This is a genomic window from Tepidiphilus margaritifer DSM 15129 (genome assembly GCF_000425565.1).
Lineage (GTDB): Bacteria > Pseudomonadota > Gammaproteobacteria > Burkholderiales > Rhodocyclaceae > Tepidiphilus > Tepidiphilus margaritifer.
In genome coordinates, this window is sequence record NZ_AUDR01000013.1 from 212144 (window position 1) to 229375 (window position 17232).

Annotated in this window: 15 protein-coding genes; 8 read left to right on the forward strand and 7 right to left on the reverse strand. The window is 65.4% G+C overall.

The features are described from left to right. Window positions 1-117 precede the first annotated feature (117 nt). Together H607_RS0101790 and murB are read left to right on the forward strand one after the other, a co-directional pair. Window positions 118-555, forward strand: coding sequence for a PACE efflux transporter (locus tag H607_RS0101790; RefSeq protein WP_211218433.1), 438 nt, complete (start codon window positions 118-120; stop codon window positions 553-555). Then, complete coding sequence (gene murB / locus H607_RS0101795) at window positions 555-1598, forward strand: UDP-N-acetylmuramate dehydrogenase (RefSeq protein WP_037989229.1); 1044 nt, start codon at window positions 555-557, stop codon at window positions 1596-1598. Before H607_RS0101790 ends, murB begins: the two co-directional genes overlap by 1 nt. Window positions 1599-1646: 48 nt before the next feature. On the opposite strand, the gene H607_RS0101800 is transcribed toward murB, so the two are convergent. The 3 genes from H607_RS0101800 to H607_RS0101810 are packed head-to-tail and all read right to left on the reverse strand — an operon-like array spanning window position 1647 to window position 3359. Beyond that, complete coding sequence (locus H607_RS0101800; RefSeq protein WP_028874013.1) at window positions 1647-1967, reverse strand: DUF1840 domain-containing protein; 321 nt, start codon at window positions 1965-1967, stop codon at window positions 1647-1649. A 12-nt stretch (window positions 1968-1979) separates the two neighbouring features. Beyond that, entirely contained in the window at window positions 1980-2537 is a 558-nt protein-coding gene (locus tag H607_RS0101805; protein WP_028874014.1) for a hypoxanthine-guanine phosphoribosyltransferase, read from the reverse strand. A 27-nt stretch (window positions 2538-2564) separates the two neighbouring features. Then, entirely contained in the window at window positions 2565-3359 is a 795-nt protein-coding gene (locus H607_RS0101810; RefSeq protein WP_028874015.1) for an exodeoxyribonuclease III, read from the reverse strand. A gap of 88 nt (window positions 3360-3447) precedes the next feature. Here H607_RS0101810 and pyrE point away from each other — a divergent pair, with 88 nt between their 5' ends. Together pyrE and H607_RS0101820 are read left to right on the forward strand one after the other, a co-directional pair. After that, window positions 3448-4107, forward strand: coding sequence for an orotate phosphoribosyltransferase (pyrE, locus tag H607_RS0101815; protein ID WP_028874016.1), 660 nt, complete (start codon window positions 3448-3450; stop codon window positions 4105-4107). A gap of 146 nt (window positions 4108-4253) precedes the next feature. After that, window positions 4254-4742: a hypothetical protein gene (locus H607_RS0101820; RefSeq protein WP_169393583.1), complete on the forward strand. Its 489-nt coding sequence runs from the start codon at window positions 4254-4256 to the stop codon at window positions 4740-4742. Between the two features lie 38 nt (window positions 4743-4780). Here H607_RS0101820 and H607_RS0101825 read toward each other — a convergent pair whose 3' ends face one another. Next, on the reverse strand, window positions 4781-8677 hold the full coding sequence (locus H607_RS0101825; protein WP_028874018.1) for a DUF3683 domain-containing protein: 3897 nt from the start codon (window positions 8675-8677) through the stop codon (window positions 4781-4783). A 272-nt stretch (window positions 8678-8949) separates the two neighbouring features. Here H607_RS0101825 and ahpC point away from each other — a divergent pair, with 272 nt between their 5' ends. Continuing rightward, entirely contained in the window at window positions 8950-9513 is a 564-nt protein-coding gene (gene ahpC, locus H607_RS0101830; RefSeq protein WP_028874019.1) for an alkyl hydroperoxide reductase subunit C, read from the forward strand. A 157-nt stretch (window positions 9514-9670) separates the two neighbouring features. Next, entirely contained in the window at window positions 9671-11251 is a 1581-nt protein-coding gene (gene ahpF, locus H607_RS0101835) for an alkyl hydroperoxide reductase subunit F (RefSeq protein WP_028874020.1), read from the forward strand. 63 nt (window positions 11252-11314) lie between these two features. On the opposite strand, the gene H607_RS0101840 is transcribed toward ahpF, so the two are convergent. Beyond that, window positions 11315-13204: a potassium transporter Kup gene (locus H607_RS0101840; RefSeq protein ID WP_028874021.1), complete on the reverse strand. Its 1890-nt coding sequence runs from the start codon at window positions 13202-13204 to the stop codon at window positions 11315-11317. Window positions 13205-13494: 290 nt separating this feature from the next. Between H607_RS0101840 and H607_RS0101845 the strand changes: the two genes are divergently transcribed. Together H607_RS0101845 and cfa are read left to right on the forward strand one after the other, a co-directional pair. Continuing rightward, window positions 13495-14961 (forward strand): catalase, encoded by a 1467-nt coding sequence (locus tag H607_RS0101845; protein WP_028874022.1) that lies wholly within the window; start codon window positions 13495-13497, stop codon window positions 14959-14961. Between the two features lie 54 nt (window positions 14962-15015). Then, the gene (cfa, locus tag H607_RS0101850) at window positions 15016-16209 is read left to right on the forward strand and encodes a cyclopropane fatty acyl phospholipid synthase (protein WP_028874023.1); all 1194 of its coding nucleotides are present in this window, start codon (window positions 15016-15018) and stop codon (window positions 16207-16209) included. On the opposite strand, the gene H607_RS11260 is transcribed toward cfa, so the two are convergent. Beyond that, window positions 16202-16711: a Crp/Fnr family transcriptional regulator gene (locus H607_RS11260; protein WP_051240558.1), complete on the reverse strand. Its 510-nt coding sequence runs from the start codon at window positions 16709-16711 to the stop codon at window positions 16202-16204. The two genes, cfa and H607_RS11260, sit on opposite strands and share 8 nt — an antisense overlap. After that, complete coding sequence (locus tag H607_RS11265; protein WP_083961871.1) at window positions 16701-17198, reverse strand: copper chaperone PCu(A)C; 498 nt, start codon at window positions 17196-17198, stop codon at window positions 16701-16703. The genes H607_RS11260 and H607_RS11265 overlap by 11 nt, the downstream gene beginning before the upstream one ends. Between the last annotated feature and the right edge of the window lie 34 nt (window positions 17199-17232).

The window sequence follows — 17232 nt, forward strand, 5'->3', positions numbered from 1 at the left end:
GGCGGGGCAGGATAGCGGAAAAACTTCCCCCTGCAAACTAGGGTTTACCTGGGGGGAGCGGTACAATTGCCGCCGATGGAAGAACGGAACCAAGCAGTTGAATCAAAGCAGGACGGCGTGGCCCTGCGCACCTGGCGCGATCGGGTGCGCCAGGTGCTGGCGTTCGAAGCGGGGGGGTTGGTGCTCATCACGCCGCCTTTTTCCTGGGCGAGCGGTGCACCGGTACTCGATTCCCTGGGTTTGCTGGCGCTCCTTGCGCTCATCGCCGCGCTGTGGAATGCTCTCTACAATACCGTGTTCGACCGTCTGGAAGCGCGTTTTCTGCACCGCCGTGCCGATCTGCGCCCGCCGCTGTGGCGCGTCGCCCATGCGCTCGGATTCGAGGGCGGACTTTTGTTCCTTACCTTGCCGGTGATCGTCGCTTGGACCGGTATGGGGTGGCTCGAGGCGCTCGTCGCCGACCTGGGCTTGGCGCTCGCCTACACCGTCTATGCCTACGTCTTCAACTGGTGTTACGACCGGCTCTTCCCCATCGGGCCGACCGGGGAGCAGTGATGCAGTGCTTCGTAGAGGCCGACCTTTCGGCTTGGACCACCCTCGGGGTGCCTGCCAGGGCGAAGGAACTGCTCGTGCTGGAAGACGAAACCGATCTCGCCCGCTGGTTCGAACGGCGCGAATCCGCGCCGATGCCGGAGCTCGTGCTCGGCGGGGGCAGCAACGTCGTCTTCCTCGAAGATTTCGCTGGCCGGGTGGTGCGCTTGGCCATCCGCGGACGTGAATTGCTGGGCGAGGAGGGCGGAGCACGGTTCGTGCGCGCTGCCGCCGGAGAGCCGTGGGACGGGTTTGTACGCTGGTGCGTGACGCAAGGCTGGGGCGGTTTGGAGAACCTCGCGGCCATTCCCGGCAGCGTGGGGGCCGTGCCGGTGCAAAACGTCGGTGCCTATGGGCTGGAGGTGAGCGAGCGCATTGCCTGGGTCGAAGGGATGGATCGCGACACGGGGCAAACGTGGCGGTTCTCTGGCAACGAGTGCGGATTCGGCTACCGAACGAGCCGCTTCAAGGCGGCGGAGGCATCCTCGCGGGTGATCACGGCCGTGGTTTTCCGCCTAGCGGGGGACGAGCCGCCGCGGCTCGAGTATCCCGATCTGCAGCGGTGGTTCGGCGGGCGAGCGCAGCGCGTCTCACCAGCCGATGTATATGCGGCGGTGCGCGAGATCCGGGCGCGCAAGCTCCCCGATCCCCGCGTGCAGGGTAACGTCGGCAGCTTCTTCAAAAACCCGCTGGTCTCGCCCGAAGTGGCCGAACGCCTGGCGGCGATCCATCCCGATCTGCCGCGCCATCCCCAGCCGGATGGGCGCGTGAAGCTCGCCGCGGGCTGGATGATCGAGCGCTGCGGCCTCAAGGGGGTACGCGAAGGCGGGGCGATGGTGCATGAGCGCCAGGCGCTGGTACTGTGCAACGCGGGCGGGGCGACAGGGGCGGATTTCCTCGCGCTCGCGCGGCGCGTGCGCGAGACGGTGGCCGAGCGCTTCGGCGTGCGGCTGGAGGTGGAACCGGTGCTCGTAGGCCGCGAAGGGGTGGTGCAGCGGCTGACGTAGCCGCTCCCCTTCGCCGGTTGGGCGGCGAGGCCGGCGGTGCAGGGCGGTTCAGACGCCCCAGACCACCGGTTTCTTCTCGGCGAGCGCGCGCTTCATCATCTGCAGCAGCGGCCAAGCGCGGCGATGGAATTCCACCGGCGGCTCCTTGCCTTCTTCCTTGGCCTTTTCTTCCTCGGTCTCGTCCAGGCCCGGGTGCGCCTGGCGGTCGGCCTCGATCGCGGCTTCGAGCTTGGCGATGGCCTGCGGCAACTCTTCGGGCGTGAGGATGCCGCGTTCGACGTCCTTGCCGAGCATCTGCAGGATGGGTTCGGCGTGCTTGCGGTACATGACGATGTCGGCGTCGGCGTCGGATTTGAAGGTGACGAGCATGATGAATCCTCCTTACGAGTCCCGCACGGCGTAGATGCCGTCGGCGTTGCGCCAGTACCCTTTATAGTCCATGCCGTAGCCGAAGACGTAACGATCGGGGATTTCCAGGCCGGTGAAGTGGGCCCGCATGCCGGGATAGGCTTTGCGTTCGTGCAGTTTGTGGCAGAGCACCGCGAGATAGACGTCCTCAGCGCCTTCGTCGCGCAGCCGCTGCATCACCGCGGCGAGCGTATAGCCTTCGTCGAGGATGTCGTCGAGCACGAGCACGGGGCGTCCCTCGATGGGGGCGGTGGGTTCCACCCGCCACTCCAGCCGGCTGCCGGCAGTGGTGTCGTGGTAGCGCGTGGCGTGCAGATAGGCGACTTCCAGCGGAAAGCGCAGCCGCGGCAGGATCTGGCCAGCGAAGACGACGGCGCCTTTCATGACCACGTAGACGAGCGGGTCGCGTTCGGCGAGCACTTCCGTGATCTCGGCGGCGACGCGATCGATGGCGCGCTGCACTTGGCTGGAATCGGCGATGCACTCGGCCTCGGCGAGCACGCGGCGCATGGCTTCGACGTTGGGGTTCATCGAGGGTCCCGTGAGAAAAAAGGAGAATTATCGCGGATTTTGCGCCAGTGCGAAGTCGTAGTCGACGATGAGCGGGGCATGATCGGAGAATCGCTCGTCTTTGTAGACCCGGGCGGTGCGGGCAGCGGCGGCGATGCCGGGGGTGGCGATCTGGTAATCGATGCGCCAGCCGACGTTCTTTTCCCACGCGCGACCGCGGTTGGACCACCAGGTGTAGCCTTCTTCGGTGGCCTCGGGGTAGAGGCGGCGATAGACGTCGACCCAGCCCAGTTCGTCGAACACGCGCGTGAGCCAGGCCCGCTCTTCGGGGAGAAACCCGGAGTGTTTCTGGTTGCTGCGCCAGTTCTTGAGGTCCTTCTCGGTGTGGGCGATGTTCCAGTCGCCGCAGATCACGACTTCGCGGCCGCAGTGGCGCAGTTCGCGCAACTTGGGAAAGAAGGCGTCCATGAAACGGAACTTGGACGCCTGCCGTTCCGGGCCGGCCGAGCCGGAGGGCAGATAGAGCGAGACCACCGAGAGGCCGGGATAGATGGCTTCGAGATAGCGCCCTTCGGCGTCGAACTCCGGCTCGCCGATGCCGGCGACGAGTTCGAGCGGGGGCTGGCGCAGGTAGAGGCCGACGCCGGCGTAGCCCTTCTTCTCGGCGAAATGAAAGTGTCCGGTGTAGCCGTCGGGAGCGCGCATCTCTTCGCTGAGGTCTTGTTCCTGCGCCTTGAGCTCCTGTATGGCGACGATGTCGGCGTCTTGCGTCGGTAGCCAGCGGAAGAAACCTTTGTCGGCGGCGGAACGGATGCCGTTGAGGTTCAGCGTGAGGATGCGCAGCGTCATGACGTCTCCGGGATGGCTTGCGGTGTGGCGGGTGGGCGCGTACCATTGCCGCCCGTCACATCTAGGGAAAAGGGGAATCTTCGTGGATTTTAGCCGGGAATTCCTGCGCCTGGCCTGCGAGAAGGGGGTGCTGCGCTTCGGCGAGTTCGTCACCAAGGCAGGGCGCCATTCGCCCTACTTCTTCAATTCGGGGCTCTTCGATGACGGCGCCTCGTTTCGCGCACTGTGCGGCTTCTACGTCGAAGCGATCCTCGCGCACGGCATCGCCTTCGACGGCCTCTTCGGGCCGGCTTACAAGGGTATCCCCTTGGTGACGGGGGTGGCGATCCGGCTCGCCGAGCGGGGGCTCGACAAGCCTTTCTCCTTCGACCGCAAGGAAGCCAAGGACCACGGCGAAGGGGGGCGGCTCATCGGTGCGCCGCTGCGCGGCCGTATCCTCATCATCGATGACGTGATCTCGGCGGGGACCTCGGTGCGCGCCTCGATCGAGCTCATTCGGGCCCACGGCGCGGAGCCGGCGGGCGTCGTGATCGCGCTCGACCGCATGGAGCGCGGCGAGGGCGACGAGTCGGCAGCCCAGGAAGTGAGCCGGCGCTTCGGCATCCCCGTGATCGCCGTGGCCACGCTCGAAGATCTGCTCGCGCTGCTCGCCGACGATCCGCGGTTGCGCGAGCACTTGCGGGCGGTGCGGGCGTATCGTGAGCGCTACGGCGTGCAGGGCGAGGCGGCGCGCCGCGCATGAGAAAGCTCTTTCGGCACGCCCATGTCAAGGTGGGCGTAGCGTCGATCGGCCTTATCGCATATCATATGCAGGTCGAGCCGTGAGGGCCGGAGGCGATGGGGCGGCGGATCTGGTGTGGAGTCTTGATGGGGGCGCTGGCGGCGGTCATGACAGCGGCCACGGCGGGCGGTCAGACGGGGGTGGCATGCTGCGATGATGCCAACGGCCGACGTGTGTGCGGCAACCCTCTGCCCGCCGAATGCTATGGGCGCAAATACTGGCTGGTCGACGACAGCGGCATGATCCGCAAGGTGATCGATCCGGCGGCCGAGCGGGCGCAGCGTCAGGGGGCAAACGAAGCCGGAGGGCTCTCGCCGCAGGAACAGAGCGTGCGTCGCAAGCAGGAGCGTTTGCTGCAGGCTTTCCCGACGCTGCAGGCGTTCGATGCCTGGCGCGACGCGCAGCTGGCCGACTACGATCGGCAGATCGCCCAGATACGTGCCCTGCTCGCCGAAGGGGCGGATCCGGACGCGCTCGCACCCACCCTGCAGCGCCTCTTGGACGAGCGGCGCGCGGCGGCGGAGCGCCTCGCCGCCGAGCGCCGCGAGCTCGAAGAAGCCTTACGCGCACAGCAGCAGGGACAGCAGGGACGATGATCCCGGCGCGGCCCGTCCGTGGGACGGGCCGCCGAAGCTCACAGGAGCACGCGCTCGATCCCGCCGCGGTTGGCGGCCTCCACGTAGCGCTCGAGCCAATCGGGGCCGAGCAGGTGCTTGGCGAGTTCCACCACCACGTAGTCGGCATCGAGCCCCCCTGCGTCGTTGCTGAAGCGGTGCAGCCCCTGCAGGCAGCTGGGGCAGGAAGTGAGTACCTTCACCGGTGTGCCCGGCGCGGCGTCGGCGCGAAGCCGCGCGGCGTCCTTCTCCAGTTCTTCCTGCTTGCGGAAACGCACTTGCGTCGACACGTCCGGCCGCGAGACGGCGAGCGTTCCCGATTCGCCGCAGCAACGGTCGTTGAGTGCGACCTCCGTGCCCAACAGCTTTTTCGTCACCTCGATGCCCGCGTATTGCTTCATCGGCGTGTGGCAGGGCTCGTGGTACATGTAGCGCACGCCGGGAATGCCGTCGAGCCGGATGCCTTTCTCCATTAGGTATTCGTGGATGTCGAGCAGCCGGCAGCCGGGGAAGATTTGCTCGAAGTGGTAGCCGAGCAGCTGGTCCATGCAGGTGCCGCAGGAGACGACCACCGTCTTGATGTCGAGGTAGTTGAGCGTGTTGGCCACCCGGTGGAAGAGCACGCGGTTCTCGGTGGTAATGCGCTGCCCCTTGTCGTCGTTGCCGGCGGCCGTTTGCGGGTATCCGCAGCAGAGGTAGCCCGGCGGCAGCACCGTGGTGGCGCCGACGTGATAGAGCATGGCTTGGGTGGCCAGCCCCACCTGGCTGAAGAGCCGCTCGGAGCCACAACCGGGGAAGTAGAACACGGCGTCCGAGTCGCTCGCCGGCACCTGCGGGTTGCGGATCACGGGGATCACCGTCTGATCCTCGATGTCGAGGAGTTGCCGCGCCGTGCGTTTGGGAAGATTGCCCGGCATCGGTTTGTTCACGAAGTGGATCACCTGCTCGCGGATCGGCGGCTTGCCCACCGTGAGCGGCGGGCGGCGCGTCTGCTCCTGGATGAGCCCGAGGCGCTTGGCCCACTGGTGTGCCAGGCGCTGTGCCTTGTAGCCCCACTCGACCATGGTCTTGCGCACCAGTTTGACCGTGGTCGGATCCTTGACCGTGAGCAGCAGCATCGCCGCTTTCGTCCCCGGGTTGAAGGAGTTTTTCCCCTGCTTGCGCAGGAGGTTCCGCATCTTGATGGAGACGTCGCCGAAGTCGATGTCGACCGGGCAGGGTTTCTCACACTTGTGGCAGACGGTGCAGTGATCGCCGATGTCCTCGAACTCGGCCCAGTGGGCCAGCGACACGCCGCGGCGCGTCTGCTCCTCGTAGAGCAGCGCCTCGATCAGCTGCGAAGTGGAGAGGATCTTGTCGCGCGGGCTGTAGAGGAGATTGGCGCGCGGCACGTGTGTCGAGCACACGGGCTTGCATTTGCCGCAGCGCAGGCAGGACTTGATGTCGTCGGCGATCGCCCCGATCTCGGTCTGCTCCATGATGAGCGATTCGTGCCCGAGCAGGTTGAACGAGGGCGTGTAGGCGCGCGCGAGGTTGCCGCCGGGCATGAGTTTGCCGCGGTTGAACGCGCCTTTGGGGTCGATGCGGCGTTTGTAATCCCAGAAGGGGCGCAGCTGCTCCTCGTCGAGATAGTCGAACTTGGTGATGCCGATGCCGTGCTCGCCGGAGATGACCCCGCCGAGCGACTTCGCCACCGCCATGATGCGGTCGACCACACGGTTGGCGGTCTGCAGCATTTCATAATCGTCGGAATTGACCGGGATGTTGGTGTGCACGTTGCCGTCGCCGGCGTGCATGTGCAGCGCCACGAAGAGCCGTCCGCGTTTGACCTGCTGGTGGAGCTCGAGGATGCGCTCGCGCGTGGGGCGGAAGACGTCGCCGTCGAAAATGCGCATGAGCCCCGGACGCAGCTCGCGCTTCCAGGAGACGCGTATGGAATAATCCTGCAGGCGGTGGAAGAGCGTGAGCGCTTCGGCCCGGTTGGTGAGCTCGCCCGCCTCGATGCCGTATTCGGCGAAGTGCCGTTCGGCCTCGGCGAGCGGCAGGTCGAGGTGGTCTCGCAGCCAGCGCCAGCGCCGGCGTACCGCGTCGACGAGCTCGAGCGCGTGTTCGCGCTTCTCGCCGATGAGCGTCTCCGGCGGCACGTCGGCATCGCCCGGATCGAGCGGCAGTTTGGGTTCACGCAGAAAGGATTCGAGCCGGTCGCACAGGGCAAGCTTGTTGTCCAGCGACAGCTCGATGTTGATGCGCTCGACGGCGTCGCAGTACTCACCCATCTTGGGCAGGGGGATGACGACGTCTTCGTTGATCTTGAAGGCGTTGGTATGCCGGGAAATGGCCGCGGTGCGGGAACGCTCGAGCCAGAAGCGCTTGCGCTGCTCGGGGGTGACGGCGATGAACCCTTCGGCGTCGCGCTTGTTGCACATCCGCACCACTTCGGAGGCGGCGCGCATCACCGCTTCTTCGTCGTGACCGACGATGTCGCCCACCAGCACCATCTTGGGGCGACCGCGACGCTTGGCCTTGGTGGTATAGCCCACGGCTTTGACGTAGCGCTCGTCGAGGTGCTCGAGACCGGCCAGTTGCACCCCGGCCGCGTGCCCTCCGCCGCCGGGTTTGAAATAGTCGGTGATCTCGACGATGGCCGGCACCGCGTCGCGCACCTGACCGAAGAATTCGAGGCAGACGGTGCGCGTGACCGGCGGCATCTTGTGCAGCACCCAGCGGGCGGCGACGATGAGGCCGTCGGTGCCTTCCTTCTGGATGCCGGGAATGCCGTGCAGGTATTTGTCGGTGACGTCCTTGCCCAGGCCCGGTTTGCGCATCGTCGCGCCCGGCGCGCTGATGATCTCCTCGCCCAAGGGCGCGTAGGTGAGCCCGTCGAAGCGGCGCAGGCGGAAGTAGACCGTCTCCTGCTCATGGATTTTCCCGAGGTTGTGCTCGAGCCGCTCGACTTCGAGCCAGTTGCCGTCGGGCGTGACCATTTTCCACCACAGGAGGTTGTCGAGCGCCGTGCCCCACAGCACCGCCTTCTTGCCGCCGGCGTTCATGGCGATGTTGCCGCCGATGCAGCAGGCTTCGGCCGAGGTGGGGTCGACGGCGAAGACGCGCCCGGCGGCGGTCGCGGCATCGGCCACGCGCTGGGTGACGACGCCCGCGCCGGTGCGGATGGTGGGATAGCGCTGGGGCAGTGGCCCTTCTCTTCCGGGAAGATTCACCTCTTCGACCGGACCGAGCGAGGTGAGCTTTTCCGTGTTGATGACGGCCGAGCGCGCATCGAGCGGCACGGCGCCGCCCGTGTAACCGGTGCCGCCGCCGCGCGGGATGATGGTGAGCCCGAGTTCGATGCAGCCGCGCACCAAGGGGGCGATTTCCTCTTCGGTGTCCGGGGTGAGCACCACGAAGGGCAGTTCGACCCGCCAGTCGGTGGCGTCGGTGACGTGCGAGACGCGCGCGTGTCCATCGAAACGGATGTTGTCGCGCCGGGTATGGCGCGAAAGGATGCGCAGCACGTCCTTGCGCAGCCGTTCGGTGTCGACGAAGGAGCGCTCGAAGGCGTCGATCGCGGCGGCGGTGAGCTCGACCAGACGCGCCACGCGCGCGGCGCGCTCGGTATCGGCGGCGGCATTGGCAACGCGCCGTTTCTCCACTTCGTCCAGCCGATGGCGCAGGGCCTCGACCAGCGCCTGGCGCCGCTTGCGGTTGGCGAGCAGATCGTCGAGCAGGAAGGGATTGCGCTGCACCACCCAGATGTCGCCGAGGATCTCGAAGAGCATGCGCGCCGAACGGCCGGTGACGCGCTCACCGCGCAGGGCCTCCAGGATCGCCCAGGCTTCCTCGCCCAGCAGCCGGATCACGATCTCACGGTCGGACAAGGAGGTGTAGTTGTAGGGGATTTCGCGCAGACGCGGGTCCATCATCCTCTCCGGGCACGGTTCGAGGGGCAATTCTAGCGCATGTGTTCACGGTCGTCGCCCACGACGGGAGTGTGGGTCATTGGGATGATTTTGAATCCTTCACCTTTTTTGATAGCTTTTATATATGATGACGTTTGCCAGGGACGATTGGATTTTGCCCGGAGCCTGACCTAGAATGGTTCGCGTGGTGACCGACGGCAGCAAGGCCGCCGGGCCGCCGCCGGTCGAATGGCCGGTGCGTGAGTCGTTTTACCCTGACAGGAGGAAGCACTATGAGCTTGATCAACACCCAAGTCGTTCCGTTCAAAGCACAGGCTTATCATGACGGCAAATTCGTTGAAGTGACCGACGCCGATCTGCGCGGTCATTGGTCGGTGTTCGTGTTCTATCCGGCCGACTTCACCTTCGTGTGTCCGACCGAGCTCGAGGATCTCGCCGATCTGTACGACGAGTTCAAAAAGGTCAATTGCGAAATCTACTCGGTATCGACCGATACCCACTTCACGCACAAGGCGTGGGCCGAGGCTTCTCCTGCCATCAAGAAAGTGCGCTATCCCATGCTCGGCGACCCGGCGCACAAACTCGCCCGCGCTTTCGACGTGCTGATCGAGGAAGAAGGCGTGGCCCTGCGCGGCACCTTCATCATCGACCCCAACGGTGTCATCAAGGGGATGGAGGTCAACGACAACAGCATCGGCCGTAACGCCTCCGAGCTGCTGCGCAAAGTGAAAGCCGCCAAGTATGTGGCCGAGCATCCGGGTGAAGTCTGCCCGGCCAAGTGGAACGAAGGCGCTCAGACCCTGAAACCCTCGATCGATCTGGTCGGTAAGATCTGATTTTCCCGGTGCAGACCGGCCGGGGGTGTTCCGGCCGGCAGGTATTTCGGCGCCGCCTCGCGCGGCGCTTCTTTCCCCAAGCACGAGACGTCGGTCGAAAGAGGCCGCGGGGGCTTTTTTCGTCCAAAGTTTCGACGAAGGAGGGTGTGTCATGGCATTGTTGGATCAAGAAACGAAGAGCGCTTTGGCGCAATACCTCGAACGTTTGGCCGGGCCGATCGAGCTCGTCACGGCGTTCGACGACAGCGAGCGCGCCCGGCAATTGGCCGAATTGGTGCAAGAGATCGTTGCGGCTGGTGGCGGCAAGGTGACGGTGCGCGAAGCGGTGGGTGAAGAAGTCGCCGGTGGGCGTCGCCCGGCGTTTGCGGTGACGCGCCCCGGGGAGGCGCCGCGGGTGCATTTCGCCGGTTTGCCCCTGGGGCATGAGTTCGGCTCGCTCATCCTGGCGCTGCTGCAGGTGAGCGGTTATCCGCCCAAGGTCGAGCCGGACGTGATCGAGCAGATCAAGAGCCTGGATGCGCCGCTGCACTTCGAGGTGTACGTGTCCCTGTCGTGCCACAACTGCCCCGAAGTGGTGCAGTCGGTCAACACCATGGCGGCTTTGAACCCCAACGTACAAGCGGTGATGATCGACGGGGCGAGTTTTCCCGCCGAGGTCGAGGCCAAGCAGATCATGGCCGTGCCCACCGTCTACCTCAACGGTGAGCTCTTCGGCCAGGGACGGATGGAACTGCCGGAGATCCTCGCCAAAGTCGACACGCAGGCCGAAGCGCGCGACCGGGCGCGCCTCGCGCAGAAGGGCGAATTCGACATCCTCATCGTCGGCGGCGGTCCGGCGGGGGCGGCGGCGGCGATCTACGCCGCGCGCAAGGGACTGCGCACCGGGATCGTGGCCGAGCGCTTCGGTGGGCAGGTGATGGACACGCTCGCCATCGAGAACTTCATCTCGGTGAAAGAGACCGAAGGGCCCAAACTCGTCGCGGGGCTCGAAGAGCACGTCAAAGCCTATGATGTAGACATCATGAACCATCAGCGCGCGGTGCGGCTCGACGTGCCGGCAGAGGCGGGCAAGACGGCGAAGGTGGCGCTCGCCAACGGTGCCGAACTCAGCGCCAAGGCGGTGATCCTCGCCACGGGGGCGCGCTGGCGCGAGCTGGGCGTGCCCGGCGAGCAGGAATACCGCGGCCGGGGCGTGGCCTACTGCCCGCACTGCGACGGGCCGCTCTTCAAAGGCAAGAAAGTGGCGGTGATCGGCGGCGGAAACTCGGGGGTGGAAGCGGCGATCGATCTGGCCGGCATCGTCGAGCACGTCACCCTCATCGAGTTTGGCGAGTCGCTGCGCGCCGATGCCGTGCTGCAACGCAAACTCAGGAGCCTGCCCAACGTGACCATCGTCACCAATGCCCAGACGACGGAAATCCTTGGCGATGGGGCGAAGGTGAACGCCCTGCGCTACCGCGATCGGGCCACGGGCGAAGAGCACACGGTGGAACTGGCCGGTGTGTTCGTGCAGATCGGTTTGGTGCCCAACACCGACTGGCTCGAGGGTGCGGTGGCGCGCAACCGCTTCGGCGAGATCGAGATCGACGCGCGCTGTACGACGTCCGCTCCGGGCGTGTTCGCGGCCGGTGACTGCACCACGGTGCCCTACAAGCAGATCATCATCGCCATGGGCGAGGGGGCCAAGGCGGCGCTGTCGGCGTTCGATTATCTGATCCGGCTCGCGCCGGCGCAGTAAGGAACGATTCCGCGTCGCGGTTCGCCTCCCGTCGCTTGACGGGAGGCTTTTTCGCTTTTTCGTCTACAGCAGCACCTGCGTGCCGAGCTCGACGACGCGGTTGGGCGGAATCTTGAAGAAGGCGGTGACGCTGCCGGCGTTGCGGTGCAGGGCGACGAAGACCCGTTTGCGCCACAGGCGCATCTCGGGGCTGGGGCGGGGAATGACCGACTCGCGCCCCAAGAACCAGGAGGTCGCCAGCGGCTCGCACTCCAGCCCCAGGGAGGCGGCGCCAGAGAGCGCAGCAGGAAAATCCGGCTCGTCCATGAATCCGTAGCGCACGATCACCTGCCAGAAATTTTCCGGCAGGGCGTTCACCTCGAGCCGCTCGGCGGGCGGCACGTAGGGGACGTCCTCGAAGTGGACGCTTGCCACCACCACGCGCTCGTGCAGGATCTTGTTGTGCATGAGGTTGTGCAGCAGCGCATGTGGCACCCGGTCGGGGTGGGCGTTGAGGAAGACCGCCGTACCCGGCACGCGCAGCGGCATGCCACCCTTCAGCGACTCGATGAATCCCGCCAAGCTCATGCGTCCGCCCTCGAGGCGCTCGATGAGCAACTCCCGCCCCTGTTTCCAGGTGAGCATCACCACGAAGACTACCAACCCCACGCACAGCGGGAACCAGCCGCCGTCGGGGATTTTCATGACGTTGGCGGTAAGGAAGGTCAATTCCACCGCGAGGAAACAGGCAAAGAGCGCCACGGCGCGCGCCCAGCCCCAGCCCCAGACGCGGGCGGCGACCACGGTGGCCAGAAGCGAGGTGATCACCATGTCGCCGGTCACCGCCAGCCCATAGGCCGCCGCGAGGTTGTTCGAGGAGCGGAATCCGAGCACCAGCAGCATCACCGCCGCCATCAGGGCCCAATTGAGCACCGGTACGTAGATCTGCCCTTGCTCTCGTTCCGAGGTGTGGCGTACTTCCATGCGCGGCAGGAAACCGAGCTGGATCGCCTGGCGGGTGATGGAGAAGGCGCCCGAGATGACGGACTGGGAGGCGATGACGGTAGCGAGCGTCGCCAGCCCCAGCATGGGGTAGAGCGCCCATTCGGGAGCCATGAGATAGAAAGGATTCTGGGCTGCGGCCGGATTGCGCAACAGCAGGGCCGCTTGTCCGAAGTAGTTGAGCACCAGAGCGGGCAAGACCAGCAGGAACCAGCTGCGCCGGATGGGTTTGCGTCCGAAGTGCCCCATGTCGGCGTAGAGCGCCTCCGCGCCGGTGATCGCCAGCACGACGTTGCCCATCGCCACCAGGGCCATCGCGTGATGATGCACGAGGAAGGAGATGGCATAGGTGGGGCTCAGGGCCGCGAGCACTTCCGGTGTATGGATGATCTGATTGAGACCGAGGAGCGCCAGCACCACGAACCAGACGAACATGACCGGCCCAAACGCCCGCCCGACGAGCGTCGTGCCGTGGTGCTGCATGTAGAAAAGCAAGAAGAGCACCGTCAATGCGATCGGTACCACCACGTGGTGCAGTGCCGGAGCAGCGATCTGTAGCCCCTCCACGGCCGAAAGCACCGAGATGGCCGGGGTGACCATGCCATCGCCGTAGAACATGGCGGCACCGAGGATGCCGACGCCGAGTACGACGGCCTGCGAGCGGCTGCCGGGGCGCGTGTCGCGCAGCGCCAGGGCGATGAGGGCCATGATGCCGCCTTCGCCACGGTTGTCGGCGCGCATGATGAAAGAAACATACTTTACTGCCACGATGATCACCAGCGCCCAGAAGAAGAGCGACAGGCTGCCGAGCACGTTGGCCCGCTCCAGGGCGATGGGGTGATTGCCGGCGAAGACTTCCTTCATCGCGTAGAGCGGGCTCGTGCCGATGTCGCCATAGACCACCCCCAGCGCACCCAGGCACAAGAGCGCCAGTTCCTTGCCGCGGACTTCGTTCGACGGTCGTTGTTCCATGGCTCCTTCCTTGCATTTTTGCGGCGTTTGCTACCGCACGCCGGTGGATTTTCGCCAATCTTAGGTCATCGGCAGGGTTTTTGGGAATGAAGCGGCGAGATTCTGGCATTTTCCCTGATCCCGTCGATAGGCAGGAACGATTGGTCGCAGGGCGCTCTTCTTCTATGATGAAGTCGATGGCGCGGCGCGAAGGTGCCGGGCCTTCACTGGTTCCGCAGCCCGTGGTATGCCTGTGTTCAAACCATCAGACCGCGTGGTTCGGCCGTTCGACCCTGCAAGGAGAAAGCGCCATGAGCGAGAAGCAATGCCCCTATCACCTCACCACCACGGCCGGCGCGCCGGTGGCCGACAACCAGAATTCACTCACCGTCGGGCCGCGCGGCCCCACGCTGCTGCAAGACTACGTGCTGCTCGAGAAGCTCGCGCACCAAAACCGCGAGCGCATCCCCGAGCGCGTGGTGCACGCCAAGGGCTGGGGGGCATTCGGCACGCTCACCATCACCGGCGATATCCGCAAGTATTCCCGTGCCAAGGTATTCTCCCAGATCGGGGCGAAAATCCCCATGCTCGCGCGATTCTCGACGGTGGCTGGCGAAATGGGCGCGGCCGATGCAGAGCGTGACGTGCGCGGATTCGCCCTCAAGTTCTATACCGAGGAAGGCAACTGGGACCTCGTGGGCAACAATACGCCGGTCTTCTTCATCCGCGACGCCTACAAATTCCCCGACTTCATCCACACGCAGAAGCGCCATCCGCGCACCAACCTGCGCTCGCCCACGGCGATGTGGGACTTCTGGTCGCTCTCGCCCGAGAGCCTGCACCAGCTCACCATCCTCTTTTCCGATCGGGGCATCCCGCGCTCGCCCATGCACATGAACGGCTACGGCAGCCACACCTACAGCTTCTGGAACGAAGCCGGCGAGCGCTTCTGGGTGAAGTTTCACTTCAAGACGCAGCAGGGGCACGAGACGCTCACCGACGAAGAGGCCGAAGCCATCATCGGCAAGACGCGCGAGAGCTACCAGGAGGCCCTCTTCGGCGCGATCGAGCGCGGCCAATACCCTCGCTGGACGATGTACGTGCAGGTGATGAGCGAGAAAGAGGCCGACGCCTGGAGCGAGCGTACCGGTTGGAACCCATTCGATCTCACCAAGGTCTGGCCGCACCGCGACGCTCCGCTCATCGAAGTGGGCGTGATGGAACTCGATCGCAATCCGGACAACTACTTTGCCGAGATCGAGCAGGCGGCCTTCTCGCCCTCGAACGTGGTGCCGGGCATCGGGTTTTCGCCTGACAAGATGCTGCAGGCGCGCATCTTCTCCTACGCGGACGCCCACCGCTACCGCCTTGGGACGCACTACGAGGCGTTGCCGGTCAATCGCCCACGCTGTCCGGTGCATCACTACCACAAGGACGGGTCGATGCGCTTCTTCGACAATTTCCAGCAAAACCCGGACGCCTACTATGAGCCCAACTCCTTCGGCGGCCCGGTCGAGCGACCCGAAGTCAAGGAGCCGCCCTTGTCGGCCATCGGCATGATCGACCGTTACAGCCATCGCGACGGCAACGACGATTTCTCGCAGCCGCGCGCGCTATGGGCGCTCTTCGACGAGGCACACAAGGAGCGGCTCTACGGCAATCTCGCCCGCTCGATGAAAGGCGTGCCGGATTTCATCGTCGAGCGCCAGCTTGCGCTCTTTGCCCAGATCGACCCGGCCTACGCCGCGGGCGTACGGCGCGCGCTCGATCGTCTATGATGAAATGAGGCGGGGCCACAATGCTCCGCCTTTCGTTCCATCCTGGAGGGGCGTATGCCGACACTACAACAGCAAGGCTTCGTCGAAGAACGATCAAAGCCGGCGAGGGGACAGGCACGCAGCGACGACCGGCTACGGGCCTTGGTGCAGTCCTGGCTCGACGAGGCCGACGTGAAACTGGACGGCGATCGGCCGTGGGATTTTCGGATCAAACACCCCAAAGTGCTCGAGCGGGTGCTCGCCGAAGGCAGCCTCGGTCTGGGCGAAGCCTACATGGACGGCTGGTGGGAATGCGAGCGACTCGACGAATTCTTCGCGCGTGTGCTGCGCGCCCGGCTCGATGATCGCGTGAGGAATCCCTCGCTCGTGTGGCGCGCGTTGAAGGCGCGGCTCATCAACCTGCAATCCGTGCGCCGCGCCTGGCACGTGGGCGAGGTGCACTACGATCTGGGCAGTGACTTCTTCGAGGCGATGCTCGATCCGTACATGGCCTATTCCTGCGGCTATTGGGCCAACGCCAAGACGCTGGAAGAGGCGCAGGTCGCCAAGCTCGACCTCATCTGCCGCAAGTTGGGGCTGGAGCCGGGCATGCGGCTGCTCGATGTCGGCTGCGGCTGGGGCAGTCTCATGCGCTATGCCGCCGAGCACTATGGCGTCGAGTGCGTGGGGCTGACGATCTCCAAAGACCAGGCCGCCTGGGGGCAGAAGCGCTGCGCCGGTCTGCCGGTGCGCTTCATCCTGGCGGACTACCGCACGTTCAACGTCGATGGCAAGGAGCGGTTCGACCGCATCGCCTCGGTGGGGATGTTCGAACACGTGGGAGTGCGCAACTACAAGGCGTATTTTTCCATGGTGCGCCGCAGCCTGCGCGACGACGGACTCTTCCTGCTGCACACCATCGGCAAGAACCGCCGCGGCGGGGGCACCGATCCGTGGATCGAGAAATACATCTTCCCCAACGGGGAGCTGCCCTCGATCGGCGAGGTGGCGGATGCGAGCGAGCACTGGTTCGTGATGGAGGACCTGCACAACTTCGGCGCCGACTACGACAAGACCTTGATGGCCTGGTACGAGCGCTTCGAAGCCGCCTGGCCGCGTTTTCGCGAACGCTACGGCGAGCGCTTCTACCGCATGTGGCGCTACTACCTGCTCGCCTGCGCCGGTACCTTCCGCGCCCGTACCAACCAGCTGTGGCAGTTCGTGTTTTCGCCGAACGGCGTGCCCGGGGGCTACCGGCGCCTCAGCTGAGGCCGCCGGCCTCCATGGCTTTGAGGGTACGCGATACGGTTTCGATGCGCAAACCGGTGATGGCGGCGATGTCGCGCAGGCGCAGCCGCGGCGGTTCGGCCCCGGCTTCTTGGGCGAGCGCGAAGAGCCGGGCGATGCGCTCGGGCGCCTTGCCCGCGCGCAGGCGTAGTACTTCGCCCATGCGTCGTTCGAAACGGGCATAGAGCAGGGCTGCTGGTTCCTTGGCAGCCACCTGGCTCCAGCCTTCGAGCACGACGGGGGTGACGGCGGTGGCCGTGTAGCCATAGCGGCCGAACATGAGCGCTTCGGCCCCGATCAGGTCGCCCCCCCAGGCGATGCCGACGAAATGCTCCTCGCCGGGTTCTTCGCCGAAGGGAACCGGCAGGTCGAGCCGCACGATTCCTTCGACGACTCGCCATGCCGGGCCCGTTTCGCCAGCGGTGAGCAGGCACTGACCGCGCCTGCCCGTGCGCCGTTCGGTGAGGGGAGGCTCACATTTCATGGCCGGCTTTCTTGCCGTGCTCCCCTTTTTCGTGTTCGCGCTTGAGCGGGTGCACTGGTGCTTCGACGGCCACGTCGAACGTTTTGCCCTCGGCGTCGGTGAATGTGAGCGTGAGCGGCACTTTTTCGCCTTCCTTGAGCGGTTTGGGCAGGTCGATGAGCATCACGTGATAGCCGCCGGGTTTGAGTTCCACCGTTTTGCCGGCTTCCAGCGGCAGGCCGCCGTCGATGGCCCGCATCTTCATGACGTCGCCTTCCATCACCATTTCGTGGATTTCCACCACGGGGGCGACCGGCGTTTTGCCGCCGGTGAGTTTGACCGGCGCATCGGCCGTGAGTTTCATGAACGCGGCCGTGGCTTTTTGCCCGGCCACCGTGGCCTGGACCCAGGGGTCTTCGACCTTGACCGTTTGCGCCCAGGCGGGCAGCGTGAAGGCGCCGAACATCAGCGCGAGACCGAGAGAACGGCGGGTTTTGGTGGTCAGCATCGTCGACTCCTTTTTCTGCAGTGAAGAGACAGGT